Raw genomic sequence first — 26,174 nt, forward strand, 5'->3', positions numbered from 1 at the left:
GTCACGCGACTTTGTGTTTGCTATCCTCCTGTGTGATGGGTGATCCGTCAGGCTGGTAGCGGCCAATGCATCTCGGGCCGTGGAAGATGACCAGTTGACCATCGGGGTATTCGTGGACCCTGACCTTCGCCTTGACGAAATGATGACGGTGCCTGTCTGCCGCGATCTGCATGACCAGGCCCTTGTAGCGCACCGTATTGTCGTTGCCGACGACGCGGTCTTCCTGCACACACAGGGTGTCGCGCACATTGCCTGTAAACGGCACGAAGGCCGAGGTCGTATCCTCCGGCTCCTTTGCAAACAGGGCATTGTGTTCGGGAAGATAGACCTCTTTCAGGAACTGATTGGCCTCTTCAATGGTTGTGATCCCATGGGACCGCAGTTCCTGCGGCAATCGGTTCTGGAACGTGCCAAACATGCGTTCAGACCGTCCACGGGCCTGCGGTGAATAGGCCGGGATCAGCTCAATGCCGAGTTGCTGCAAGGCGCGCCCGACCTGGGTCAGATTGTCCTTGTCCACTTTGCCGCCCGCTTCGGGCGTATGCCAGTAATGAGAGCCCCGATCGGCATAGAGCGAGCAAAACAGACCTTGCGCCTCGATCACCTCTGTCAGCCCCTGAAAACTGCTCATCGTCCCTTCTTCCTCGACAAAGAATGCCGAATAAACCCGGTTGGTGGCATCGTCCATGGTGACGATCAGATCCCACCACTGACCCGGAACCCATTCATGGCTGGAGCCGTCCTGATGCAACATCATGCCAACCATCGGACGGCGGGGCCGCTTGCGCCGATGGGCACCTCGTCGGGGTGCTGCCTGAACCCGGCCGTGGCGCTGCAGTGTAAGCCGCACCCAGTTGTAGCTCTGTGTGAAACCATGGTGGGCCACCAGCTTCTCGTGGAAATGCTTCGGCGTGTAATCCCAGTACTTGGTATCAAACAGTTCAAGCATCTCCATGACCTTATCCGTGGCAACACGATTGTTGGCCAGTTTGCCAAGCCGACGGTCGTACAGACCTTCTGCACCATCCGCCTCAAATCGATCCTCCCAACGCCTGACGGTGCGCACGGATACACCCAGTATCTCAGCCGCCTGTTCTTGCGTCAGCTTGTTCGCGCTTCGCCGCGAATACACATCTTCAAACTTCATCAGTCGAACTTCCTGTAACACTTCTGCTCGGTTCATAACGCCTCCTCTCAGAGACAGAATAGAACCGGACAGATCGCATGTTACATACACCGGACATATCGCGTGTTAGCGACACGCCATCGCCGCCCTTGTTGACCACACCATTATTGTTGGCAAAATCAACGAAGGCCTCGATCGGTCCGGTCAGCCCGTCATAGCGCAGCTCGACAAAGCTCTCACTGTCCACGTTTGAAAGAAAAAACTCATCATCCCCGAGCGAGCCGTTGATGACGTCATCTCCATCACCGCTAGACAGCGGGTTGATGAAGTCATTGCCATCGGTTCCATCGATAACATCCGGACCGTCCGTTCCGATGATCGGATTGACTGCAAAGCGGTCCGCGTATTCCTGCTGGAAATTCGCAACTGTCCAGTCTTCGAACAGGATCGTCGCGCCATCTGGCAAGGTAATCCGGACATCATCCCCGATCTGTTCGGCGTTTTGCACGGCCAGAGCGACCTCTTCATCTGTGGCATTGTTGTCCAGTTCGATGTCGTCGATCCCGGCTTCAAAGTCGCGAATTATGTCATTTCCACGTCCAACGATGAACAGGTCTTCGCCAGCGTTACCCTGCAACGTATCATCACCCTCGCCGCCAATGAGGATATCCTCACCCGCACCGCCAGTGATCGTGTCATTGCCACCCCGACCATCCAGGAACGCGTCCGTATCCGCTGCAGTCAGGGTGTCATCTCCCGTCCGAGAACCGCGCACTGCTTCGACATTGGACAAGCTGTGTTCAAAGGCCTGACCATCCCACAAGCCGGTCGCGATGCCGGTTGCAAGGTTCACGGTCACGCCCGTCGTAACATCCCCACGGTCATAGCGCACGGTATCAAAACCTGCGCCACCATCCAGCGTGTCGGTCCCTGCCCCCAGAATAAATCGCTCATCCGCGTCCGAACCGGTGATTGAATCGTCTTCGTCAAATGTCCGAAGCTCTATCCGACCGCCAGAGCCTGTCGCATTCAATTGGATGCTTCCGCTGGCAAAGTTGATCTGGCCGGTCGAAAGATCGGCCGTGGTCGCCTCACCACTTGTATCGACACGGACGATACCTTCGTTCAGGCTGGCATTGATCACGTCATTGCCACCGGCATAAACAATTCCGGCCCACGAAAAGCCAGTACCCTGCGTGATATTGTAGGTGTCATTGCCAGCGGTTCCGACAAGCCCGATACCAAGAGATTCCCCGGTTGTGTTAGGGTTGGTCAGCGAGTCGAACCCGTCCGCGCCCTTGTCGACAAAACCCGTATTGTTGGCATAGTCGATCGAGGCCGTGATCGGGCCGTCTAGCACTGAATAATTCAGCTCGACAAAGCTTTCACCACCCGAGTTCGAGAAGTCGATCTCATCATCTCCAGTCGAGGCGTTGATGAGGTCAAACCCATCATCATTGCCCTGCGGGTCGATGAAGTCATCACCAGCGGTACCGTCCAGAACATCATCACCAAACGTGCCGATAATGTCGGAACCACTACCCCCGATTTCATCTTGTAGATCCGCTACAGTCCAACCCTCGAACCGCACAGTCGCACCGGTTGAGACAAAGGTGACAACTACTGCGTCGCCATCTTGCACTGCGTCTGCAATGGCTTGATCGATTTCGGCCTCGGTATAGGCAGGGTCCAGCTCGATTGTGTCGATGGCGTCGCCCTGATAGTCCTGAATGGTGTCGTTGCCACGTCCGACAAAGAACGTATCCGCACCATCACCACCGATCAGCAGATCATCGCCAGCACCGCCGACGAGCGTATCGTCGCCGCCACGCCCCTCAAGCCGCGAACCGGTATCAGCCGCCGTCAGCATGTCGTCGCCCGTGCGTGAACCGCGCACGCGCTCAACGTTAGACAGACTATGGGTAAAGGCCTGACCGTCCCAAATACCGGTTGCGACCCCGGTTTGCAGGTTGACTGTCACACCATCGGTCACGACAGCACGGTCATAGCGCACAAGGTCGAACCCACCGCCCGCATCCAGCGTGTCAGTGCCTGCGCCCAGAATGAAACGCTCATCCGCATCAGAGCCGGTTACGTCATCATCACCATCGCCGGTTTCCAATTCAATCTGGCCGCCGGAGCCGGTCACGTTCAGATCAATCGAGCCGCTGGCGAAAGTGATATCGCCCGTAGTCAGGTCCGCCGTGACATTTTCATCCACGGCGCCGGGGGTCACTGCATTCACACGCACGATGCCGGTGTCCAATGTCACGTTGACCGTGTCATCGCCGCCTTCGTAGAAGATGCCCGCCCATGTCTCGACACCGTCCTGAACGACGGTAAACGTGTCATCGCCCTGCGTGCCGAAAAGGCCGATCCCGAACGCCTCGCCCGGAGTTTCCGGGCTGATCAGCGTGTCGGTACCATCGGCACCTTTATCCACCGAGCCTGTGTTGTTGGCATAGTCCAGTGTCACGTTGATCGGGCCATCTAGCACGGCGTAGTTCAACTCAACAAAGCTGGTGCCGCCGGACGTACTCAGGTCAATTTCGTCATCCCCCAGAGAGCCGTTGATGATATCGAGACCACCAGCCTCGCCATCATTGCCTTCGGGGTTGATCGTGTCGTCACCGGGTGTGCCCGACAGCTCATCATCGCCGTTGGTGCCGGTGATCGTCTGACCAACCGCACCCACCAGAACCGACCGATCTGTTGCCACGCTGGTATTGCCCAGCGCATCTACGGCGACCGCAGTGACCTGGAAATTCGAGGTTGGAACATCCGCAGCGGCGAAAGTAACCGAGAAATCACCATTCACGTCAGCCGTCGCCTGCTCGGAGTCCGCGCCGATTGTGACGGTGACGGTGCTGAACGCCTCGGCCGTGCCCGAGATGACCAGATCATCGGCTTGCTCGGACGGGTCGATGAAATTGTCACCAGCGACCGCGTCCAGAAGCGGCGCGTCAGGTGCGGTTACGTCAACCGAGAAACCGCCGCCATCAACCGACCCGCTGGACAGAGAGGTCGGCGGCAGAGTTGCCACGGCAGACACCGAATAGTCACCGCTGGCGTCTGGCAGGTCTGCCTCAGCGAAGGTGACGCTCCAGCTGCCATCGGGGGCAACGACGGCCTCTTGTTCCTGACCATCAATCGTCACAGTAACCGTGCTGCCCAAACGGCCCATGCCGGATACCACCAGCCCGGCGGCCAGTTCGGTCGGGCCAAACGTGCCCGAGACCGGGGTGATTGTGGGCGTCAGGGTCGAAATCGGCTCAACCGTCACGGCCTGAGTGGCCTCGTCACCGGTATTGCCTGCCGCGTCCGTGGCCGTTGCGCTGACCGAGAAATCCGCGCCCGGTACATCCGCCGCTGCAAAGGTTACCGAGAACACGCCACCATCATCGGCGACGGTAATTTCCACGACCCCATTGATCTCCTATGATGATTGTCAAGCATGACATTGATTTTGTTTGATTTTAAATTCGACAAAATCGTCGAAGACCCAGCCGTTCTTGAGCGTGTCATAGATGATCTGTCGAGAACATTCTGAATTGTCCGGTGTAGGTAACATGCCAATTGTCCGCTTCAGTTGATTGCGCGGTGGCCCAATTCGGAGGGAGCCGTAGGCGACCGTAGATTTGGGCCACCGCGTTCGCGCCACGTCGAAGCGGGTCACGCGACTTTGTGTTTGCTATCCTCCTGTGTGATGGGTGATCCGTCAGGCTGGTAGCGGCCAATGCATCTCGGGCCGTGGAAGATGACCAGTTGACCATCGGGGTATTCGTGGACCCTGACCTTCGCCTTGACGAAATGATGACGGTGCCTGTCTGCCGCGATCTGCATGACCAGGCCCTTGTAGCGCACCGTATTGTCGTTGCCGACGACGCGGTCTTCCTGCACACACAGGGTGTCGCGCACATTGCCTGTAAACGGCACGAAGGCCGAGGTCGTATCCTCCGGCTCCTTTGCAAACAGGGCATTGTGTTCGGGAAGATAGACCTCTTTCAGGAACTGATTGGCCTCTTCAATGGTTGTGATCCCATGGGACCGCAGTTCCTGCGGCAATCGGTTCTGGAACGTGCCAAACATGCGTTCAGACCGTCCACGGGCCTGCGGTGAATAGGCCGGGATCAGCTCAATGCCGAGTTGCTGCAAGGCGCGCCCGACCTGGGTCAGATTGTCCTTGTCCACTTTGCCGCCCGCTTCGGGCGTATGCCAGTAATGAGAGCCCCGATCGGCATAGAGCGAGCAAAACAGACCTTGCGCCTCGATCACCTCTGTCAGCCCCTGAAAACTGCTCATCGTCCCTTCTTCCTCGACAAAGAATGCCGAATAAACCCGGTTGGTGGCATCGTCCATGGTGACGATCAGATCCCACCACTGACCCGGAACCCATTCATGGCTGGAGCCGTCCTGATGCAACATCATGCCAACCATCGGACGGCGGGGCCGCTTGCGCCGATGGGCACCTCGTCGGGGTGCTGCCTGAACCCGGCCGTGGCGCTGCAGTGTAAGCCGCACCCAGTTGTAGCTCTGTGTGAAACCATGGTGGGCCACCAGCTTCTCGTGGAAATGCTTCGGCGTGTAATCCCAGTACTTGGTATCAAACAGTTCAAGCATCTCCATGACCTTATCCGTGGCAACACGATTGTTGGCCAGTTTGCCAAGCCGACGGTCGTACAGACCTTCTGCACCATCCGCCTCAAATCGATCCTCCCAACGCCTGACGGTGCGCACGGATACACCCAGTATCTCAGCCGCCTGTTCTTGCGTCAGCTTGTTCGCGCTTCGCCGCGAATACACATCTTCAAACTTCATCAGTCGAACTTCCTGTAACACTTCTGCTCGGTTCATAACGCCTCCTCTCAGAGACAGAATAGAACCGGACAGATCGCATGTTACATACACCGGACATATCGCGTGTTAGCGACAAGCGTGTCATAGATGATCTTGAGCAGCTTGCGGGCAGTGGCTATGATCGCCTTGCCCGCGCCACGGCGTTCCTTGATGCGCCGATAATGGCTGTTGAGATATCCCGAATAGCGGATCGCGATGAGCGTACATTGCACCAGCGTGGTGCGCATGAGCTTGTTGCCGCGCTTCGTGATCCGCCCGTGATGTTCGGTTTCGTTTGAGTTGCTCACCTTGGGCACGATGCCGACATAGGCGGCCAGCTTGTCCGCGTCGGAGAAGTCTTCAACCCTGCCGATCCCCGCCAGCAGGACCGCGGCAGATCGCGCACCGATCCCCTTGATGCTGGTGAGCCCCTCAAAGCCTTTCATGGCCGAGGCGGCCTCCTCGATGGCCTTGTCGAGACGGCTCAGGGTTTCGGTCAGGCCGAGCGCCTGGTCCCGCAATGCCGCCAGTTCGACCTGCTCAAGCGGTGTGAAGCGGCTGAGATCCAGGTCGCGCAGGCGCTTCTTGCTGGACAACCCTTCCTTCTTCAGCTTCATGCCGTGGCGGACAAACATCGCGTGGATGCCGTTCAGCAGCATGGTGCGCTGTTTGACCAGCATGTCACGCGTCCGGGTCAGCGAGGCCAGTTCGCTTTCCTGAGTGGACTTGAGCCGGGTTTCCGGCAGCATGTCCTTCGACAGGAAAAACGCCAGGGCGCGGGCATCGTTGCGATCGGTTTTCTTCACCGATGTGCGGATCACTTTAAACTGGCGCGGGTTGACCACAACGATCCGGCCGACACAGGGTTCCACCTCACCGCAGAACCAGGCCGTGTTGCCGGTGGCCTCGACCGCCAGTTCGTCATCCGCATCAAGGCTCTGACAGAACTGCTCAAGCGCCTGCGCGGACAGTTGAAAGGTTTGGAATGTTTCCGATCCGTCCGTCTCACGCCGACAGATCGTGAAGGAATTCGTATGAAGATCGACACCTATGTAAGCCATGGCTATACTCCCTGCTCAAGGAGGCGGAGCCCCCAATGGGGCGTGAACGGCCAAACCAAGCTCCTATGCAGGATCACCGGCCAAAACCGGGCCCTATGGGGGCTGTTCGGAAACAGGCGAAGGCTAAGCTCCACTACAGGGTCACAATGCCCTACGAAAACATCCAGCCTGAGACCTATCCGCCTCCCCGAATCCTCTAACAGATTCAGGGCGTTTGGCCGATCACAAATCATTCATACCCCCTCCACTTCAACGGAGGCGAAGGCCTCGGCGGAACCGGTGATGGTCAGGTCTGCGCCCTGCTCTTCCAGGTCCAGAGCGTTGTCGCCCGCGACGCTGTCAATCACCGGCGCATCGGGCGCGGTCACATCGACCGAGAACCCGCCGCCATCGACCGATCCGCTGGTGAACGCGGTTGGAGGCAAGGTCGCCACGGCAGACACCGGGTAGTCGCCCGTCGTTGCAGGCAGGTCTGCCTCGGCGAAGGTCACGCTCCAGTTGCCGTCGCCGTCCACGACGGCCTCTTGATCCTCGCCATCAATCGACACGGTGACCGTGCTGCCGATGCGGCCTGTCCCGGTGACCGTCAGGCCTGCTGCCAAATCGTCCGCACTCAAAACGCCCGAGACCGGATCAACGGTCGGGGTTAGGGCCGATTCCGGCTCGACCGAGATCGACTGCGTCGCCGAGGCGCTGGAATTGCCCAGATCATCCGATGCAACTGCGCTAATGGAAAAGTCCGAGGTTGGAACGTCTGTGGCATCGAAGGTGACGCTGAACACTCCCCCCACACCGGCCACGTCTGTCAGGGTGACGCCCCCGATTGTAACCTCAACCGTCGCACCTTCATCGGTGGTGCCGGTTACGGTCAGGTCCAAGCCACTTTCTTCCAACTCGATGGCATTGTTGCCTGCGACCACATCGAGAACAGGCGCGGCGGCGGCGTCCAGATCGACCGAGAACCCACCGCCCGAGACCGAACCGCTGGAGAAAGAAGTACCCGCCAAGGTCGCCGTAGCAGAGACCGTGTAGTCCCCCGTCGCGTCCGGCAAATCGGCCTCAGCAAAGGTGGCTGTCCAGTTGCCGTCGCCATCAACGGTTGCGTCCTGCGTGACACCGTCGATATCGACGGTCACGGTGCTACCCACGCGGCCCGTACCGGACACCACCAGCCCTGCGGCCAGTTCGGTCGGACCGAACGTGCCCGAGACCGGCGTGATTGTTGGGGTCAGGGCCGAGACCGGCTCAACCATGATGGGTTGTGTGGCCGCGCTGCTTGCATTGCCCAGAGGGTCCGTCGCCGTGGCGCTGACTGAGAAATCCGTACCGGGAACATCGGCCGCGCTGAAGGTGACCGAGAACGCGCCGCCCGCATCCGCAACCACAGTTTCAACCACGCCGTTGAGGGTGACCTCAACCGTCGCGCCGGCCTCGGCAGTTCCGGTGATGGTCAGGTCTGCGCCCTGCTCCTCAAGCTCCAGCGCGTTGTTGCCCGCGATGGTGTCGAGCGACGGCGAATCGGGGGCTGTCAGATCGACCGAGAACCCTCCGCCGTCAACCGGCCCGCTGGTGAACGAGGTCGGCGGCAAGGTTGCCACGGCAGAAACCGTGTAGTTGCCGCTTGCATCCGGTAGATCTGCCTCGGCAAATGTAACACTCCACGTACCGTCACCGCCAACGGTTGCGCTCTGATACTCGCCGTCGATGGACACGGTGATCGTGCTGCCTGCGCGGCCTGTGCCGGTGACCGTCAGGCCCGATGCCAGTTCCGCAGACCCTAGGGTACCAGAGACTGGATCAATGGTCGGGTCCAGATTCACCTCAGGCTCAACCATGATGTCACGATCAGAAGCGTCACTGGTGTTTCCCAGGCTGTCAACCGCCTCCGCTGTGATGGTAAAGTCGCTATCAGGGATGTCGCTTGCATCGAACGTGACGCTGAACGAACCATCGGCGGCGGCGTTATCCGTTCGAGTGACCCCACCGATCGTCACGGCCACAGTGGCGCCCACCTCGGCCGTGCCTGAAACTGTCAGATCCGACTCGCGTTCCTCCAATGCCAGAGCGTCATCGCTGGACACCGTGCCCAGGACAGGTGCAGCCGGTGGTGTCAGATCAACATCAAAGCTGCCACCCGAGACGGCCGGAACGGTGAACACAGACGACCCAGAGGGCGCGGCCGCAACCTCAACCGTGTAAGCCCCACTTGCAGCGGGGAAATCAGCGGCGTCGAACATGAACAACCAATTGCCAGCGCCATCAACCGTCGTGGTCCGGCTGGCGTCAGGTGTCGCATCATCGCCATCGCTGAAGGTCACACGAACGATGCTGCCAGGGCGGCCAGTGCCGGACATGACCGGAGCGCTATCCAAGTTTGACGGGCCGTAGGTACTCAAGAAGTCCTCAGACAGGACAACCGGTTCCAGCGGAACGATATTGTCCGCCTCATCGGCAAGATCGGCAGGATCAGTCGTGGCGATATCACCCGACTCAACCAAATCGACCAATGTACCCTGTGCAACTTCCTGGTTGGCGACGATCTCGTTTTGCAGGGCATCAAGATCACCGGGATCCGCATTCTCTACGGCTTCATCAATATTCTCGTTCAGGGCCTGAACACCATTTGCGATCGCGCTGGCCTCGCCCGCTTCAACCTCAGCCTCTTCCAACGCTTCTGCAATCGCATCGGCGTCACTCAGAACCGAAGACGGATCGGGATCACCGGGGCCAGCCGCCGCGTCCAGCAATTGTTGAGCGAGCGATGCGGCCACGGCCTCGGAGGCGTCTGAACTGCCCTGAGCATCGGATTGCGTTGCCGCCGCTGCCGAGATGATTGCGGCAACCTGAGCGGCAGCCGCAAAAGCTGCAGCATCAGAGGGGTCGCTGGCGTTTTCGATCTCTTCGACCGGGTCAAGCTCCAACAGGTTGGTGTCGCTGCCCAGACCCAGCGCGGCGGCCAGTTGCTCATTCGCTTCGGCTGCGGTCAGCGGCGTGTCGCTGTCAGCGCTCGCTTCGACAAGGCTCTGGACAAGTGTGGTCAGCGGGGTGATGACGGTTGAACCCGCCGGGGCAGTCAGAGTGCCCGTGAACGCTTGGCCCGTCGAGGAATCCGTACCACCAATCGACACGATCTTGGCCGTCGGGTTTGAGGGATCCAAGGTGATCGAATAGTTGCCCTGCGCATCGGTGGTTGTATTTGGCTCACCTGCGTCAAAAATCGCGTTGCCGTTCAAATCCTGAAAGACGGTGGCGTTGACCAGATAGCCATCAACAACCGTACCCGTGGTAGGGGCGGTTGTCGATCCCGAGCCACCTCCATCGCTGCTGCCACCGCCGCCTCCGCCACCACCGGCGGCTCCGGCCAAGGCAAGCCCTCCGCCGACTGCGGCCAGCGTTCCCCCGGACACACCTCCGCCCGCTGCTGCGGCTTCTGTCATCTGCAGCGCGACCGCCTCAGAGACCAGAACCTCGCTGCCAGAAACGGTGAAGCTACCCGCAGGCAGGCGCATAACGGCCCCGTTTTCCAGCGTGACCTCGGCGGTTCCGTCGGGCAGAACTTCAATGGACTTCACACCGTCCAATGTACGCAGAGACACGTCCGATGTTTGCGCCTGGGCTGTCTCTGCACTCAGCAACACAAGGATCAGCGCGGTACCACCCGCAGCCAGCTTCGCGGCTGATTTTGCCGCCAGTTACTTGAGAAAGTCGCCCCGCCCCTTGGTATCAGTCGGAACCCGCACAGGTTGCACCAACGACGCAGGCAGCGCTTTGATGGACTGATCGAATTCGGCTGAGACACCGCGCAGCTCAACGGTAGATAGGGAGAACGAAGGCGTGCGGGCCAGACGGCCTGTCAATTGCGACTGCATATTCATGTGAGAGGTGGCTCCATCGAAAATACTGGTAAAGCGGGGCCAAAAACGGACCCCGACTATTCGTCGGCGAAAATTTGCTACCTCACTCTAGGAAACAGGCGGCGTTCGCCCAAGGTAGAGATATTTATACCTTCACAGGTTAATTAGGTTTTCTTTCAAAGCTATGGCGAGCGCCTGTTCACGGGTAGACGCGCCCAACGCCTTGCGCGCTAGTGAGAAATGTTTGTTAACTGCCGCTTCGCTGATGTTGAGGCGTTCAGCGATGCGGGCCGTCTGACACCCGTTGGCCAGCAACTCCAATACTTCTTGTTGACGTTGTGAAAGGACCTGGGTCATTGCTTTTAACCTCAGATTTGCTGGTGAGTGAATGGGTTCTGTAATGGCAGTGGCCAGCAAGGCCGACAGCATCGTCAAATCGACGGAACTGTTGTTATGCGCGGCTTTCATACTGTCGCTAGAACACAGCGTCACATAGACCCCGCGCCGCCCAGGCTCGCCAAAGCGAGACCCGATCAATGAGGCCAGGCCGGCAGATTTCAACCCGTGATCCAGGGCGTATTCCTTGTCAGATCGCGCATCAATGCGTTTCATCTGGCCGGATTCAACAATGTGGTATTCGTTCTGCCAGGCCAAATTCTCAAGCATGGCGTCCACCGACATGTAGTCTTCTTCGAGATACTCGGTGATCCAGTCTTCTGGCATGTTGGTGTTCATCCAAAAGATCTGCTTTTTGATCCCGTCGGCCTCACCGACCAGGATCGCCTCAATACCCTGTTTCTGAGACTGCGCGACAGCTTCATTCCATCGGTCTTCTGAAGAGGTGAGTCCGGCCAAAGCATCAACGAAATCAATCAGCTCGTTTTTCATGACGACCAGCGGCGTCCACTTCACTTGTTAAGTTCACATTAAATCAAGAAATAGAGAAATTAAAATTTAGTCAACATTTTGATGCTTTTCGGACCCTGAAGAGGCAGTTTACTTACAAGGGCTTGGCCTGCGATCCAGCCCTTCAAACATTCATATAATTGATGTCGTATTGATAGCAGCCTCTCAACACTTGAAAACGGCCGGAACAAGCACTCTTCGGCGGTCACTTTTTTCTTGGACAGTATTTCATTGAGGTTCAATTTCACCCAACTGGACCTATTGTTCTCAATCCTTAGAGAATAGCCGAAATTAAGCTTGGGCTAAAACCAATCTCCTAAGGCCTGTTGCCACATGGTCAGCGCGGCTACCGCCGCTGTATCAGCACGCAGAATGCGCGGGCCGAGGCTGACTACGTGGGAAAAGGGCAGCGTGGTCAAACGGGAGCGCTCTTGGTCCGAGAACCCGCCTTCGGGACCAATCAGAATGGCCAAAGGTTGGCCTTTTTCCTGCGCGGCCAGCCGCAGGGTTGAACCGACCTCGGCCTCATTGCAGAACATCAAATGCCGTTCCTGAGGCCAAGTATCCAGCACGCGGTCCAGTTTTTGCAGATCCGCGACCTCGGGCACAAAGGTACCGCCGCATTGTTCGGCGGCCTCGACCGCATGCGCCTGAAGTCGGTCCTGCCGGATACGCTCGGAGTTTGTGTAGTCTGTCTGCACAGGTAGAATGCGCGCGGCCCCCATTTCTGCGGCCTTCTCGACAATGAAATCCGTGCGCGCCTTTTTGATTGGCGCAAAAAGGAACCACAAATCCGGCGGCAGTTGCAAAGGCTTGGTCTGCTGCAGGCAGGACAGAACGCCGCCGCGCTTGCCTGCCTCAGAGACTTCGGCCAACCATTCGCCATCCCGGCCATTAAACAGCGCAATCTGCGCGCCGACGGATTGCCGCATCACGCCGAACAGGTAATGCGCCTGCTCACGCGTCAAAGGAACCGATTGCCCCTGACCCAAGGGCTGCTCTACATACAGTCTGATCTTCGCACTCATGAGACCCTACATATGCAAGGCAATGCTCCAACACCAGACGGTCAGGTCGCTGATGCTGTCACCGGCAATTGGGTGGACACCCGCGCGCCCGCCTTCACCCGCCCCTACCTGCGGCTGAGCCGGGCGGACCGGCCGATCGGAACGTGGCTGTTGCTGATCCCTTGCTGGTGGGGGCTGGTGCTTGCGATCCTGGGCGATGGCACGCCGCGGCTGGAGGATGCATGGATCGCGATCGGCTGTGCTATTGGCGCCTTTTTGATGCGCGGCGCGGGATGCACGTGGAACGACATCACCGACCGCCATTTCGACGCGCAGGTCGAACGCACAAAATCCCGCCCGATCCCCTCGGGTCAGGTTAGTGTGCGGCAAGCCGTGATCTGGATGGGTCTGCAGGCGCTTATATCGCTGGGGATTCTGCTTAGTTTCAATACTGGAGCTATCCTCATGGGCGTTCTGTCACTGTTGCCAGTTGCCCTCTATCCCTTTGCCAAACGCTTCACATGGTGGCCGCAGGTGTTTCTGGGACTGGCCTTCAACTGGGGGGCGCTGCTGGCCTGGGTTGCCCATACCGGATCGCTGGGCTGGCCTGCGGTGATGCTGTATCTGGCGGGTATCGCGTGGACGCTGTTCTACGACACGATTTATGCGCATCAGGATACCGAGGACGACGCGCTGATCGGCGTCAAATCCACCGCGCGGTTGTTTGGGGCGGATACGGCCAGATGGCTCAAGTATTTTCTGATCGCCACAGTCTCGCTGATGGGGCTGGCGATCATCGACGCAGGTGTGCCGGAGTCGCCGTTCTGGATTGTCACGATTGCATTGGGCGGGCCATGGGCCATGGGCTGGCACATGTTGTGGCAGCTGCGCAATCTGAACATCGAGGACAATGCCAAACTTCTGATGCTGTTCCGGTCGAACCGGGATACCGGCCTAATTCCGCTGATCTTCCTCTGCGTCGCGCTGCTGCTCTGATTGCACCTGCGCGCCGGGGCCTGTACAACCCCGCCCAAACGCCCGAGGAGTCTGAAGCCCGCATATGCGTCTGCCCTATTTTGTAGCTGTTTGCCTGATCTTTCTCGTCTCTGCCGGACTGTCCCTTTTGGCTGCGGGCTTTGCCGTGACAAAGGTCGAAGACGCCTCGGAATTCGCCGTCCGACGTGCGCTGGACCTGAAAGGTCACAACTGGGCCGAGGTCGAATCCGACGGCTTGCGCGTCATACTCACAGGCACCGCGCCGGATGAGGCGATCCGCTTCAATGCCCTGACCGCTGCCGGAACCGAGGTCGATACCTCCAGGGTCATTGATGAGATGGACGTAGCCGCCACCTCGGCACTGGCCGCCCCCAGGTTTTCCGTGGAAATCCTGCGCAATGACAGCGGTGTCTCGGTGATCGGCCTGATCCCGGCCAGCGAGGACCGCGAGTCCCTTATGGACGGGTTACAGGCGCTGGACAGCGACCATTCCGTCTCGGATCTGGTCGAAACCGCCGACTACCCGAAACCCGATGGCTGGGATGATGCGCTGGCCTATGCCGTGCTGGCCCTGTCCGATCTGCCGCGCGCCAAGATATCGGCCAGTCCCGGCCTTGTCCGTATCACCGCGATCGCCAACAGCCAGCAGGAAAAAGACCGGCTTGAGCAAGACCTGACTCGCGCTGCGCCGCCAAGTGTCCGTATCGGTCTGTCCATATCGGCCCCGCGCCCGGTGATCACGCCATTTACCCTGCGCTACCTGATTGATGAGGCCGGAGGGCAGTTCGACGCCTGTTCTGCCCAGGATGAAGACGCCCGCGATCAGATCATCGCAGCGGCGGAGGAGGCCGGTCTTGCCGGACCCTCCTTCTGCACCATTGGTCTGGGTGTGCCCTCCCCCCGCTGGGCGGAAGCCGCAGAACAGAGCATTGCTGCGCTTGCCGAAATCGGGCAAGGATCGGTGACGATGTCGGATGCGGATATCACTCTGGTCGCAGCACAAGGCACGAACCCGGCGCTGTTCGACCGCGTCGTGGGTGAGCTGGAAAACGCGTTGCCCGAGGTATTCGCCTTGCATGCCGTGCTGCCTGAACCCGAAGTAGCGGATGAGACCGGACCCGTCGAGTTCTCTGCCACCCGCAGCCCCGAGGGTCTGATCCAATTGCGCGGCCGCGTCGGTGACGACGTGCTGCGCGACATGGTCGACAGCTACGCCCGCGCGGCGTTTGGGTCCGACAATGTCTATACCGCGACCCGTATCACCTCGGACCTGCCAATGGATTGGCCCGTGCGCGTTCTGGCCGGGCTTGAGGCTCTGTCGCAGCTACATAACGGCGCACTGACCGTAACGCCTGAGCTGGTTGACTTGAACGGCATCAGCCATGATGAAGAGGCCAAGGCCCGGATCGCAGGTCTGTTGTCAGACAAGCTGGGCGATGCGCAGAACTTCACCCTGTCGATCACCTATGTCGCTCCGCCCGAACCCGATGACGCCCTGCCCGATCCTGAACTTTGTGAAGAAGGTATCGCTGAAATTCAGGCCACCAGCAAAATCGCGTTCGAGCCGGGCTCGGCCACCATCGCGGCTGAGTCGCGCGATACGGTCAATCAGATCGCCGACATCTTGCGTGATTGCGGTCCGATCCGGATGGAGATTCAAGGTCATACCGACAGTCAGGGCCGCGAAGAAATGAACCAGCAGCTCAGCCAGGCGCGGGCGCAGTCAATCCTGAACGAGCTGCGCGGACGGCGTATTCCGACCTCAAGCTATACAGCCGTCGGCTATGGCGAAACACAGCCCATCGCCGACAATGACACCGAAGAGGGCCGTGAAGAAAACCGCCGGATTGAGTTCCGCCTGATCCGGCCGGAACCCACTGAGGCCTCGGAAACGGGCCTTGAGGCGCTTGAGACCGGGGCGGAAGACGAGACCGAGACGTCCGCATCAGAAGACCAGACCGAGACGACCGCGCCGGATGCGGAAGCAGAGGACCAGTAAGTTGAACAGAGTAGAATTCATCATCGCCACCGCCGTCATCCTGTTCGCGGCTTTCTGTATGGGATGGTTTGCCAACTGGCTGGCCCATCGCCTGTCCCGCGTGCGCCAAAGCGACGTGGCCGATCTGGACCGTATGAGCCAGGAACTGCACGAGGCCGAGGAAACCCGCGATCAGGCCATCACCTATCTGCAGCAACGCGAGGCCGAGTTGACCAACCAGCTGACCCAAACCGAGGCAGAACTGGCCGCTGCCATGGACGGCCTCCGCGCCGCCCGGCAAGAGGCCGAAGAAATGCGCGGACGCATCAACAACGCGGACTAATACGACCCCCTGAGTCTTTTTCTCGCGCTCCGTTCAGACGACCAAACGGGAGCATTCGCCGCCGTGGGAGTTAGTGATGGCGTTTCGGATTTTTCCTGAGTCATCCGGCAACACGAACGTCCCAAGACTGCTGAAAGCGCGGCAGAGTCTTCGCATCCAGGGCTAAACCCAATGCGCCTGCGCGGCTTGGGTCGGCGGGTTTTAGCCGATCTGACTCCGGTTTCTTTAGTTTTTCAACAAATTCAACATAATGAATGAGTGTGTTTTTGCCTGCACACAGAACTGTCCTTTTTCTGTAAAACTGGAGTCTATCATGAATTTCCAAGTTACTTTGAAAACCGCCGCTACCCTTGCCGCATTTGGCGCAACTGCCGCCTTCGCCTCGAGCGATGTGATCCCTTCCGAGAATGACACGTTTTCGAAATGGGGCGAGGAATCCGGCTGGACCATCTACGTGGATGATACCCGCGGCTCTTGCCTGATTGAACGTGTCGACGAAAACAACAACGTCGTACAAATGGGCCTGACCAAGGATCAGGAAATGGGATACCTTGGTGTCTTCACTCAGAATGACATTGGCCTGAAAGGCAAAAAGGAAGACATCATCCTGTCGCTGGACGGCAATGTCTACGAAGCCAAAGCCTACAAGAAGACCAAGCACCTCGCGGAAGGGTATACAGGAGGCTACATTCTGGCCAACAACCCGCAATTCGTTGAGGACGTCATGAAAAAGTACGACATGACAGTCTTCCCGGAAAAAGAGAGCGGGTTTACCGTAAGTCTTGATGGTACCTTGAAAGCGATCGAGGCGGCGCGGACCTGCAATACGGAACAGAATAGCTAAGCTATCCCGTTTGGCCCGGCACTTGGAAACGGGTGCCGGCGCCGACCTTTACCACCGCGTCAGCGCGTCTTCATCTTCGTCCTTCGCGGCCACCCATTCGGCACCGGAATTGGTGATCTCTTTCTTCCAGAACGGTGCGCGGGATTTCAGGTAGTCCATCAGATATTCTGCCGCTTCAAACGCATCCTTGCGATGCGGTGCGGCTGTCGCGACCATCATGATCCGGTCGCCCGGAGCCAGCCTGCCGTGGCGGTGGATCACCAGAACATCACCCAAAGACCAACGCTCCTTGGCCTCTCCCGCGATCTTGGTCAGCGCGCGTTCGGTCATGCCCGGATAATGCTCGATCTCCATCACATCCAGATCGCCCGAGGCCAGATCGCGCACGACACCCGTAAATGTCACGATAGCCCCATTGGCGTCGTCGCCAGCTGCAAAGGCATTAGCTTCGGCCCCCAGATCAAACGCCTCTTCCTGAACAGCGATCCGCATCTCAGCCGCCCGTCATTGGTGGGAAGAACGCAACCTCACGCACTCCGGCCAGAGGGGCATCAAAATCCGACAGCTCCTGATCCAAGGCCACTCGAAGCGCTGAGAGATCTGCAAAGGCCGCGGCATAACGATCCTCGCGTGCGCTGAGTTCAGCTACCAGATCAGACACGGTCGCAGCTTGGGTTTCGACCTTTTCTTTCGGCAGGCCGATGCGTTCGCGGACCCAGGCGAAATACAGCACGTCCATCGGTTAGCTCTCCTTCAGATGCGGCATGGCTTTACGTAGGTAGTCATAGCCGCTGATCAATGTCAGCGTGGCGGCAATCCACAGCAGCCACAGGCCAATGCGCCCCGACCAGAACATCCCCTCAAGGTGCCAGCGGATGTTGTTAATGTCCTCAGCCTCTCCGGTCAGGACCTGATCTATGATCGTAGGGTCCATGCCAAACGTTGCCATGACGAAGTTGTGCTCGAATATCCCCTGCGAGAACAGGATGGCGATGGCAAACATCTGGGCCGTCGTCTTCCACTTGGCCAACTTCGTTACCTTGAGCGTTCCGGCGACATCACCCAGATATTCACGCAGGCCCGAGACGAACACTTCGCGAAACAGGATCACGGTGGCGGGCAGCACCAGCCACGGGGTCCAATGCTCGGTCGAATAGCCGACGAGGATCATCAGCGCGATCACGACCATGGCCTTGTCGGCAATCGGATCCAGCATCGCGCCCATCTTGGTTTCCTGTTTCCAGGCCCGCGCCAGATAGCCATCAAACCAGTCAGTGATCGCGGCGGACATGAACAGGATCAGGGCGAACCAGTCGGCATAAGGACGGGTGAAATACAAAAACATCACGGCCAGACCGGGCGCTGCCAGCAGGCGGAGCAAGGTCAGAATATTGGGCAAGTTCCACTTCATGAACCGACACTACATCGCCACCTACGGACAGAAAAGACAGACAAATGAAAAACTGACCGGTTCACAGAGGGTTGTGGGACAAAAAGTCAAAGGGTCGCAACCAGGAACTCTCGGCCAGATACAGCTTGGCCCGGGGCGCCTTTGCGGTCAGATTGGCGCACGGCTCAGCAGCGACGGAAGACCATGACCGCACATATTCGAACCGACCCCCGATCAAACCTGATCGGAAGCGCGTGGATGATCGCGGGCATGGCACTTTTCGCCCTCGAGGATGCGCTGTTGAAAGGCGCCTCGGCGCATTTGCCGATCTGGCAGATCCTGATCCTGTTCGGTGCGGGTGGCGCGTTGATCTTCGCCGCCGTCGCCCTGCTGCGTGGCGCCAGCTTGTTGCATCGGGATGTGCTGTCACGGCCCATGAAAGTGCGCGTTCTGTTCGAGATTCTTGGACGGATGTTCTACGTGCTGGCAATCACGCTGACGCCATTGTCAGCGGCGACCGTGATCCTGCAGGCGACCCCTCTCGTCGTGGTGGCAGGTGCCGCGCTGTTTTTCGGCGAAACCGTCGGTTGGCGACGGTGGAGCGCCATTCTGGTCGGTCTGATTGGCGTCGTGGTCATCATTCAACCGACCGGAGACAGCTTCTCGGCCCTGTCGATCCTGGCCGTTCTGGGCATGCTGGGCTTCGCCGGGCGCGATCTGGCCAGCCGCGCCGCACCCGCGACGCTGGGGACCGAGGTCTTAGGCTTCTACGGCTTCCTCTGCATCATCGTCGCCGGTCTGGCTTATCAGTTCTGGGAAGGGGTGCCGATGGCTCCGCTGGACCTGAACACGAGCCTGCACGTGGGCGGAGCGATCCTGATGGGCACTGCCGCCTATGCCTCGCTCATGAAAGCCATGCGAACCGGTGAGGTCTCGGCCGTGACGCCGTTCCGCTATTCCCGCCTGCTGTTTGGCGTCGGGCTGGGCGTAGTGATGTTTGGCGAGACGTTGGATCAGACCATGTGGATCGGCAGCGCACTGATCGTGGCCTCGGGGCTGTATATCCTGTGGCGCGGCCGAAAGGCCTAGCCCTTGTCATGGAAGAAATCATAGACCTTCTGCGCCAACCCGGCCGAGATCCCCTCGACCGCTGTCAGATCCGCAAGATTGGCGCGGCTGACCGCCTTGGCACTGCCGAAATGAGTGAGCAGCGCACGTTTGCGAGCGGCCCCTACACCGGGGATTTCATCCAATGGTGTCGCGCCCACGGCCTTGGCCCGTTTCGCACGATGTGTGCCGATGGCGAACCGGTGCGCCTCATCCCTCAAGCGCTGGATGAAATACAGCACGGGGTCATTGCGTTTCAGGGCAAAAGCACGCTGACCGATCCGGTGGAATTCCTCTTTGCCGTGATCCCGGTCCACGCCCTTTGCCACGCCGACCATCGGGATGTCTTCGACGCCATGCTCGACCATGATCTCATGGACGGCACTCACCTGCCCGGCCCCGCCATCGATCAGCAGGAGATCGGGCCACATGCCCTTTTCACGATCCGGGTCTTCCTTTTGCAGACGGGTGAAGCGGCGGGTCAGCACATCTTTCATCATCCCAAAGTCATCGCCGGGCGTGAGGTCATCACCGCGAATGTTGAACTTGCGATAGGCGTTCTTAATGAACCCCTCGGGGCCAGCGACGATCATGCCACCGACCGCATTGGTGCCCTGAATGTGAGAGTTGTCGTAGACTTCGATCCGACCCGGCGGACTATCCAGATCAAACGCCTCAGCCACACCACGCAGCAGCTTGGCCTGAGTCGCACTTTCAGACATGCGACGGGCTAGAGATTCACGCGCGTTACGCAGGGCACCCGCGACCAGCTCCTGTTTCTCACCGCGCTGGGGCACGAGGATTTCCACCTTGCGCCCGGCTTTCTCAGTCAGCGCTTGTTCCATCAGGTCAGCGTTTTCGATCCCGTCCGACAGGATCAGTTGACGCGGTGGTTCCTTATTATCGTAGAACTGGCCGAGGAACGCCTCCATCACCTCAGCCGAGGACACATCCGCGCCAACCCGAGGGTAGAAATCCTTGTTCCCCCAGTTCTGGTTCGCTCGGATGAAGAACACCTGCACACAGGCCTGCCCGCCATCCATATAGAGGCCAATCACATCCGCCTCGGTCACGCCGCGCGGGTTGATACCTTGGCTGGTCTGCACCTGCGTCAGCGCCCGGATACGATCCCGCAGACTGGCGGCGCGTTCGAACTCCATCGCCTCGGAGGCGGCCATCATCTGTTCGGCCAACTCCTCCTGCACCTTGGTGGACCGACCCGAGAGGAAGCGTTCGGCATCCTTGACGCTTTCACGATAGTCGGCTTCCGAGATCAGCCCGACGCATGGCCCCGAACACCGCTTGATCTGATAGAGAAGACAAGGGCGCGTCCGGCTGTCGAACATGGAATCCGAACAGTTGCGCAGAAGGAACGCTTTTTGCAGCTGGTTCAGCGTCCGGTTCACTGCACCTGCGCTGGCAAATGGGCCGAAATACGCGCCCTTCTCTTTCTTGGCACCGCGATGCTTTTTGATCTGCGGATAGGCATGATCCTTCGCGACCAGAATGTTCGGGAAACTCTTATCGTCTCGCAGCAGCACGTTGTACTTGGGCTTAAGCTGCTTGATCAGGTTCTGCTCTAGCAGCAGCGCCTCGGTCTCGGTCCTTGTGGTCAGAAACATCATGGAGGCGGTTGAAGCGATCATCTTCTCGATCCGTCCCGAATGCCCCGGGCGCGTGTAGTTCGACACCCGCGCCTTAAGGTTCCGCGCCTTACCCACATACAAAACCCGACTGTCCGCATCCAACATCCGGTACACACCGGGCGAGCTGTCCAGCGTTTTCACATAGCGCTGGATGCAGGCATAGCCGGTGGGCTGAAGCTCGGGTGTCGATTCGTCCTGGGTTGTCATGGGCCTGAGATATGATTCTCTGTCTATGGCTGCAATCTTGGGCGCTTCAGTTCAAGAGAAAACAAATCCACGGTTTCTGTGGATAAGTATGAAGATAAGTTTCCATGAGCGCAGATTCTTCCTTGTTTCCTTGCTTGTTCGTTAATTTGCACAAAAAACAGGCACATGTTTAAGTATTTGTTTTTTATAGTTATTTTTTTATGCACTTAGCAAGTGTATGAAAAATAAGACGTTTTTGTAACGAGTAAGTAACGCAAATGAGAGCGGTGCAAAACTTGCAGCAGATTTACTTATTCTACGCCCAGTACGTCCGGTGTTTGCCATCCCAGATGCTGACCACCATCCACACACAAAAGTTGCCCAGTGACGGCATGCGCATCCAGAAAATAGCCCAAAGCTGCGGTGATATCTGACGGGTTCGAGCCCCGCTCCAGCACTGTGTTGGCGCGCTGGGTTTTGAAGTGCTGTTCGCTCTGACGATGTCCCTGCATGGTCGGTCCGGGACCAATGGCGTTGACGCGGATTGCGGGTGTCAGCGCTTGGGCAGCCGTGCGCGTCAGCGCCCACAGGCCCATCTTGGCGATGGTGTAGCTCATGAATTCGGGCGTCAGTTTCCGCACCCGCATATCGATCATGTTGACGATCAAGCCAGAGGCCTGCGGCTCTCCCTGCGCATCCGTCTCAGGTAGCAACCCTTGTTCGGCCATGGCCTGAGTCAGAACGAAGGGAGCGCGCAGGTTGCTGTCGAGATGCCGGTCCCAGCTTTTGCGCGTGGCCGTGTGGATATTGTCATACTCAAATACCGACGCGTTATTGACCAGACAAGTGATCGGCCCGCCCAGAGCCTCAGCCGCGCGAGGCAGCAGGGCGGTCACCTGCGCCTCATCCAGAAGATCGGCCTGTAGCGCCACAGCTTTGCGGCCCAGCGCCTGAACTTCTGCAACCGTCTCAGCCGCGGGCTGTTCCGAGGTCGCATAGTGTACGGCGACATCATACCCGCGCCCTGCCAGATAAAGGGCCATAGCTCGGCCCAAGCGGATGCCGGCTCCGGTTACTAGCGCTCGGGACATGGATACCTCTTTCCGTCAGATCACATCAGCAATGTGGTGACATAAAGCGCATAAAGGAAAGTCAACACCAGACCCCAGATCCGCGAAATATCCTGTTTGAAGAACACAAACGGGATCAGCAGCAGCGAGGCGCCCAGCATGACCCACAGGTCGAATTCAAGGAATTCCGGGTCGACCGGGATGTTTCCGAACCACGTGGCAATACCGACGATTGCCAGCAGGTTGAACATGTTCGAGCCGATCACGTTGCCGAGCGCAACGTCCGCCTGACGCCGTAGCGCCGCCATAACGGTCGTTGCCAGTTCAGGCAGAGACGTTCCGACAGCCACAAGTGTCAAACCGATCACCGTTTCGGTGATCCCGTACATCAGGGCGATTTCGGTGGCGTTTTCGACCAATAGATGCGCGCCCATGGGCAGACCGATCAGGCCAAGGACCACGTAGATCGATATCTTCCAATAGGGCATGTTCGGGTCGGCCTCTTCCAAACCGTCCAGCTCTTCGTCGTCGCCACATGCCCCGGCTGCATCGGCGCAGGCTTTGCGATGAGCCTTGGCTTCGCGAAACGCGTTCCACAACACAAGCCCAAGGGCAGCCAGCAGAATGGCGCCGCTGATCAGATTGAATACCCCGCAGAAGGCCAGGCCGATGAAGAGGACGCTCGCCAACAGCATGAAGACATAGTTCTTGCGGCTATCGCATTCGCTGGTGTGCAGCGTTGCCAACAAGGCAGGCAAGCCCAGAACCAAAAGGATATTCGCGGTGTTGGAGCCGACGACGTTACCCAATGCGATGCCCGGTGCGTTCTCCTTCACCGCGCTGATCGCAATCAGCAACTCAGGTGCCGAAGTGCCAAAGGCAACGATCGTCAGGCTGACGATCAAGGCGGGGACACCCAGCCGCAGGCTTAGGTTCACCGCACCGCGTACAAGTGCATCGCCTGCCAGCAACAGGATCACCAATCCGAGGCCGGAGAGCAGCCATGCCGTCATGTCCGGCCTCCTTTTTCACAGGCGCAGGGGCCTTTGCCGATCTTGAACCGACCGCAACGCGGACATTTGGCAGAACTCAACCGGTTTTGGCCCGGAAAGCGCAGCTTTCCGAACATCGCCAATACACCCATGGCGACCAGAAACAGAGTGACGATCTTGATGATCACGCTACAGACCGAAACGCGCGAAGGCCGCCCGCTCCTCTAGCCCCGCTACGGCGACCTGCGCCAGCGCGGCCCCGAAACGTGACCAAAGTGGTTTACGCACGCCGTAGCGGCGGAACTTCACCTTGTCGCCGAAACGCTCCTGCATCTTGGGTTTCAGATGGGCGATGCCTTCGATCAAGCCCAGCTCCTGCGCGCGTCGCGCCAGCCAGATTTCGCCTGTGAACAGATCAGCATCTGCGTCCAGCTTGTCGCCACGTCGGGTTTTCACATGGGTGATGAAATTCTCGTGGATGTCTCCCAGCAGGCGTTCCAGCCGCGCGACATCCTCTTCCTTTTCCGGGCGGAACGGGTCGAGCATGGATTTCGACTTCCCAGCCGTGTGAACACGCCGCTCAAAACCCTGCTTCACCAGAAACTCATGTGCGCCAAACCCGGCCGAGATCACCCCAATCGACCCAAGCACCGAGCTGTCATCGGCCCAGATCTCATCCGCTGCCGCCGCCAGCCAATACCCGCCCGAGGCCGCAACGTCTTCGACAAAGGCCACGACCGGTATCTCAAGCTCTTCCGACAGCCGCCGGATACGCGCGCCGATCAGAGAGCTTTGCACAGGTGACCCGCCGGGCGAGTTGACCTCGAGCGCGACGGCCGCAGGTTTGCCTTTGCGAAAGGCCTTTTCCAGCACAGGCGCCAGAGAGGTATCATTCAAAGCGCCGCGTCCGGCCATGCCGATGGCACCGGACAGGCGAACGATGGCCACAACGGGCGGTTTTTTGACAAAAGGCAGGCTGAGTTTCATGGGTGCCGATGTAGAGTGCCCCCATCGGCTAAACAAGGGACTCGCCGAATGCAAAACGCGGCGTTAGACAATTTCCTCACACCGATGGGCAAAAATGCAACGCACTAGCTGCGGATGCGCCAGCCTGTTTTGAAGATCCACCAGATGATCGCAAGGCACAGTCCGGTGAAGGCCACGATGGCCAAAAGGCTGAACACGATCGGTACATCTGCCAGCCCATAAAACGACCAGCGGAAGCCCGAAATCAGGTAAACCACCGGGTTGAACAAGGTGATCGTCTGCCATAGCGGCGGCAGCATCGAGATCGAATAGAACGTGCCCCCTAGAAAGATCAGCGGTGTGACAACCAATTGCGGCACCAACGACATCTGCTCAAAGTTACTGGCCCATATCCCGATTATGAACCCCAACAGCGAAAAACTGAGGCATGAGAGCACCAGAAACGCGGCCATCGCCAGCGGATGCTCGATCCGGATGTCGACGAAGAATGTCGCCGTCGCAAGGATCACCAGACCCACGAACAGCGCCTTGGTGGCGGCCGCACCTACATAACCTATGACAATCTCGATGAAATTGACCGGGGCCGAGAGCAACTCATAGATCGTGCCCAGAAACTTTGGAAAATAGATCCCGAACGACGCGTTCGAGATCGCCAGCATGACCACCGACAACATGATCAGCCCCGGCACGATGAATGCCCCGTATGAGACGCCCTCAACCTCTTGAATCCGGCTGCCGATGGCCGTGCCAAAGACCACGAAATACAGCGAGGTCGACAGGACCGGCGACAGAAAGCTCTGGGCCAAGGTGCGGAAAAAGCGGGCCATCTCAAACCGGTAGATGGCGGCAATGGCGGTCCAGTTCATGCGGCCTCTCCTGATACCAGATTCACGAAGATCTCTTCCAGACTGGATTGTCTTGTCTGCACATCCCTCAGAACCAGCCCCGATTGGGCCACGTCATTCAGCAGCGTTGTGATCCCGGTCCGATCCGCATTGGTGTCATAGGTATAGATCAGCGCATCGCCATTGCCGTTCAGAACCAGATTATGCGCAGCCAACCCGTCCGGTATAGCCGAGATCGGCTCGGTCAGCATGACCTCAATCTGTTTCTTACCCATCTGCGCCATCAGGGTATCCTTGTCCTGCACCAGCAGCAGCTCACCTTTGTCGATGACACCCACACGGTCAGCGATGGCTTCGGCTTCTTCGATGTAGTGCGTTGTCAAAATGATGGTGACGCCCGCCTGCTTCAGCTCGGCGACGATCTCCCACATATCCTTGCGCAGCTCGACATCGACACCGGCTGTCGGCTCATCCAGAAACAGAATGCGCGGTTCATGGGCCAAGGCCTTGGCGATCAGAACGCGACGCTTCATGCCCCCGGACAGTTCCTTGATCGCGTTCTTGCGTTTATCCCACAACGACAGTTTGCGCAGGATCTCTTCGATCCGCGCGCTGTCATTGCCATAGCCAAACAAACCTCGGGAAAACCGGACCGTATTGTAGACCTTCTCGAACGGCTCCAACGCAATCTCCTGCGGCACCAGCCCGATCATTTTGCGGGCGGCGCGGAACTCGGCCTGTATATCATGCCCACCAACCGAGACACTGCCCGAGGTCGGCGTGGTAATCCCGCAAATGGTCGAGATCAGCGTCGTCTTCCCCGCCCCGTTCGGCCCGAGCAGAGCAAGGATTTCACCTTCCTCAATGTCCAGCGACACGCCTTTCAGCGCCTCAAACCCGTCTGCATAGGATTTGCGCAAATCCTTAATCGACAAAATGGTGGTCATGCCTGTTTCCCCGTTCTGGCAGAGACCCTATCGTTTCGCCTCCCGGTGGAACA

Annotated in this window: 22 protein-coding genes; 5 read left to right on the forward strand and 17 right to left on the reverse strand. The window is 58.7% G+C overall.

Annotated elements, in window-relative coordinates; genetic code table 11:
• Window position 1 precedes the first annotated feature (1 nt).
• The 8 genes from ACOERD_RS22240 to ACOERD_RS22275 form a co-directional block, all read right to left on the reverse strand.
• A complete protein-coding gene (locus tag ACOERD_RS22240; protein ID WP_419737631.1) occupies window positions 2-1,183 on the reverse strand; it encodes an ISNCY family transposase in 1,182 nt (393 codons plus the stop codon).
• Window positions 1,137-4,547: an Ig-like domain-containing protein gene (locus ACOERD_RS22245; RefSeq protein WP_419740489.1), complete on the reverse strand. Its 3,411-nt coding sequence runs from the start codon at window positions 4,545-4,547 to the stop codon at window positions 1,137-1,139. The genes ACOERD_RS22240 and ACOERD_RS22245 overlap by 47 nt, the downstream gene beginning before the upstream one ends.
• Before the next feature lie 251 nt (window positions 4,548-4,798).
• Window positions 4,799-5,980 (reverse strand): ISNCY family transposase, encoded by a 1,182-nt coding sequence (locus tag ACOERD_RS22250; RefSeq protein WP_419737631.1) that lies wholly within the window; start codon window positions 5,978-5,980, stop codon window positions 4,799-4,801.
• Window positions 5,981-6,024: 44 nt separating this feature from the next.
• Complete coding sequence (locus tag ACOERD_RS22255; protein WP_419740490.1) at window positions 6,025-7,023, reverse strand: IS110 family transposase; 999 nt, start codon at window positions 7,021-7,023, stop codon at window positions 6,025-6,027.
• 233 nt (window positions 7,024-7,256) lie between these two features.
• Window positions 7,257-10,619, reverse strand: a complete 3,363-nt coding sequence (locus ACOERD_RS22260) for an Ig-like domain-containing protein (protein WP_419740491.1) — start codon at window positions 10,617-10,619, stop codon at window positions 7,257-7,259.
• 96 nt (window positions 10,620-10,715) lie between these two features.
• Window positions 10,716-10,898: a hypothetical protein gene (locus tag ACOERD_RS22265; protein WP_419740492.1), complete on the reverse strand. Its 183-nt coding sequence runs from the start codon at window positions 10,896-10,898 to the stop codon at window positions 10,716-10,718.
• Window positions 10,899-11,030: 132 nt separating this feature from the next.
• The gene (locus tag ACOERD_RS22270; protein ID WP_419740493.1) at window positions 11,031-11,765 is read right to left on the reverse strand and encodes a response regulator transcription factor; all 735 of its coding nucleotides are present in this window, start codon (window positions 11,763-11,765) and stop codon (window positions 11,031-11,033) included.
• A 320-nt stretch (window positions 11,766-12,085) separates the two neighbouring features.
• Window positions 12,086-12,811: a 16S rRNA (uracil(1498)-N(3))-methyltransferase gene (locus tag ACOERD_RS22275; RefSeq protein ID WP_419740494.1), complete on the reverse strand. Its 726-nt coding sequence runs from the start codon at window positions 12,809-12,811 to the stop codon at window positions 12,086-12,088.
• Between the two features lie 12 nt (window positions 12,812-12,823).
• Between ACOERD_RS22275 and ubiA the strand changes: the two genes are divergently transcribed.
• The 4 genes from ubiA (at window position 12,824) to ACOERD_RS22295 (ending at window position 16,951) form a co-directional block, all read left to right on the forward strand.
• Entirely contained in the window at window positions 12,824-13,786 is a 963-nt protein-coding gene (gene ubiA, locus ACOERD_RS22280; RefSeq protein WP_419740495.1) for a 4-hydroxybenzoate octaprenyltransferase, read from the forward strand.
• Between the two features lie 64 nt (window positions 13,787-13,850).
• A complete protein-coding gene (locus ACOERD_RS22285; protein ID WP_419740496.1) occupies window positions 13,851-15,785 on the forward strand; it encodes an OmpA family protein in 1,935 nt (644 codons plus the stop codon).
• Window position 15,786: 1 nt separating this feature from the next.
• Window positions 15,787-16,107 carry a hypothetical protein gene (locus ACOERD_RS22290; RefSeq protein ID WP_170379160.1) on the forward strand — a complete coding sequence of 107 codons (321 nt, stop codon included), beginning with the start codon at window positions 15,787-15,789 and terminating at the stop codon, window positions 16,105-16,107.
• A gap of 313 nt (window positions 16,108-16,420) precedes the next feature.
• The gene (locus ACOERD_RS22295) at window positions 16,421-16,951 is read left to right on the forward strand and encodes a hypothetical protein (RefSeq protein ID WP_170462571.1); all 531 of its coding nucleotides are present in this window, start codon (window positions 16,421-16,423) and stop codon (window positions 16,949-16,951) included.
• 48 nt (window positions 16,952-16,999) lie between these two features.
• Here ACOERD_RS22295 and ACOERD_RS22300 read toward each other — a convergent pair whose 3' ends face one another.
• From ACOERD_RS22300 to pgsA, 3 genes are read right to left on the reverse strand one after another with little or no spacing between them, the layout of a single operon-like run.
• Entirely contained in the window at window positions 17,000-17,443 is a 444-nt protein-coding gene (locus ACOERD_RS22300) for a molybdenum cofactor biosynthesis protein MoaE (protein ID WP_419740497.1), read from the reverse strand.
• A gap of 1 nt (window position 17,444) precedes the next feature.
• A complete protein-coding gene (gene moaD, locus ACOERD_RS22305) occupies window positions 17,445-17,690 on the reverse strand; it encodes a molybdopterin converting factor subunit 1 (protein WP_170379166.1) in 246 nt (81 codons plus the stop codon).
• A 3-nt stretch (window positions 17,691-17,693) separates the two neighbouring features.
• Window positions 17,694-18,362 carry a CDP-diacylglycerol--glycerol-3-phosphate 3-phosphatidyltransferase gene (gene pgsA, locus ACOERD_RS22310; protein WP_170379168.1) on the reverse strand — a complete coding sequence of 223 codons (669 nt, stop codon included), beginning with the start codon at window positions 18,360-18,362 and terminating at the stop codon, window positions 17,694-17,696.
• A gap of 183 nt (window positions 18,363-18,545) precedes the next feature.
• Here pgsA and ACOERD_RS22315 point away from each other — a divergent pair, with 183 nt between their 5' ends.
• Complete coding sequence (locus tag ACOERD_RS22315) at window positions 18,546-19,430, forward strand: DMT family transporter (RefSeq protein ID WP_419740498.1); 885 nt, start codon at window positions 18,546-18,548, stop codon at window positions 19,428-19,430.
• Here the strand turns inward: ACOERD_RS22315 and uvrC are convergent.
• The 6 genes from uvrC to ACOERD_RS22345 form a co-directional block, all read right to left on the reverse strand.
• The gene (gene uvrC, locus ACOERD_RS22320) at window positions 19,427-21,301 is read right to left on the reverse strand and encodes an excinuclease ABC subunit UvrC (RefSeq protein ID WP_419740499.1); all 1,875 of its coding nucleotides are present in this window, start codon (window positions 21,299-21,301) and stop codon (window positions 19,427-19,429) included. The two genes, ACOERD_RS22315 and uvrC, sit on opposite strands and share 4 nt — an antisense overlap.
• Before the next feature lie 290 nt (window positions 21,302-21,591).
• Complete coding sequence (locus tag ACOERD_RS22325) at window positions 21,592-22,371, reverse strand: SDR family oxidoreductase (RefSeq protein WP_419740500.1); 780 nt, start codon at window positions 22,369-22,371, stop codon at window positions 21,592-21,594.
• A gap of 20 nt (window positions 22,372-22,391) precedes the next feature.
• Complete coding sequence (locus ACOERD_RS22330; RefSeq protein WP_170681587.1) at window positions 22,392-23,363, reverse strand: calcium/sodium antiporter; 972 nt, start codon at window positions 23,361-23,363, stop codon at window positions 22,392-22,394.
• A gap of 168 nt (window positions 23,364-23,531) precedes the next feature.
• The gene (locus ACOERD_RS22335) at window positions 23,532-24,329 is read right to left on the reverse strand and encodes a S49 family peptidase (protein ID WP_419740501.1); all 798 of its coding nucleotides are present in this window, start codon (window positions 24,327-24,329) and stop codon (window positions 23,532-23,534) included.
• Window positions 24,330-24,433: 104 nt separating this feature from the next.
• Window positions 24,434-25,195, reverse strand: coding sequence for an ABC transporter permease (locus ACOERD_RS22340; RefSeq protein ID WP_170379180.1), 762 nt, complete (start codon window positions 25,193-25,195; stop codon window positions 24,434-24,436).
• Window positions 25,192-26,121, reverse strand: a complete 930-nt coding sequence (locus tag ACOERD_RS22345; RefSeq protein ID WP_170462560.1) for an ABC transporter ATP-binding protein — start codon at window positions 26,119-26,121, stop codon at window positions 25,192-25,194. The genes ACOERD_RS22340 and ACOERD_RS22345 overlap by 4 nt, the downstream gene beginning before the upstream one ends.
• Between the last annotated feature and the right edge of the window lie 53 nt (window positions 26,122-26,174).

Origin of the sequence: Ruegeria sp. (genome assembly GCF_965199275.1) — a bacterium.
In the GTDB taxonomy this organism is placed as follows: domain Bacteria; phylum Pseudomonadota; class Alphaproteobacteria; order Rhodobacterales; family Rhodobacteraceae; genus Ruegeria.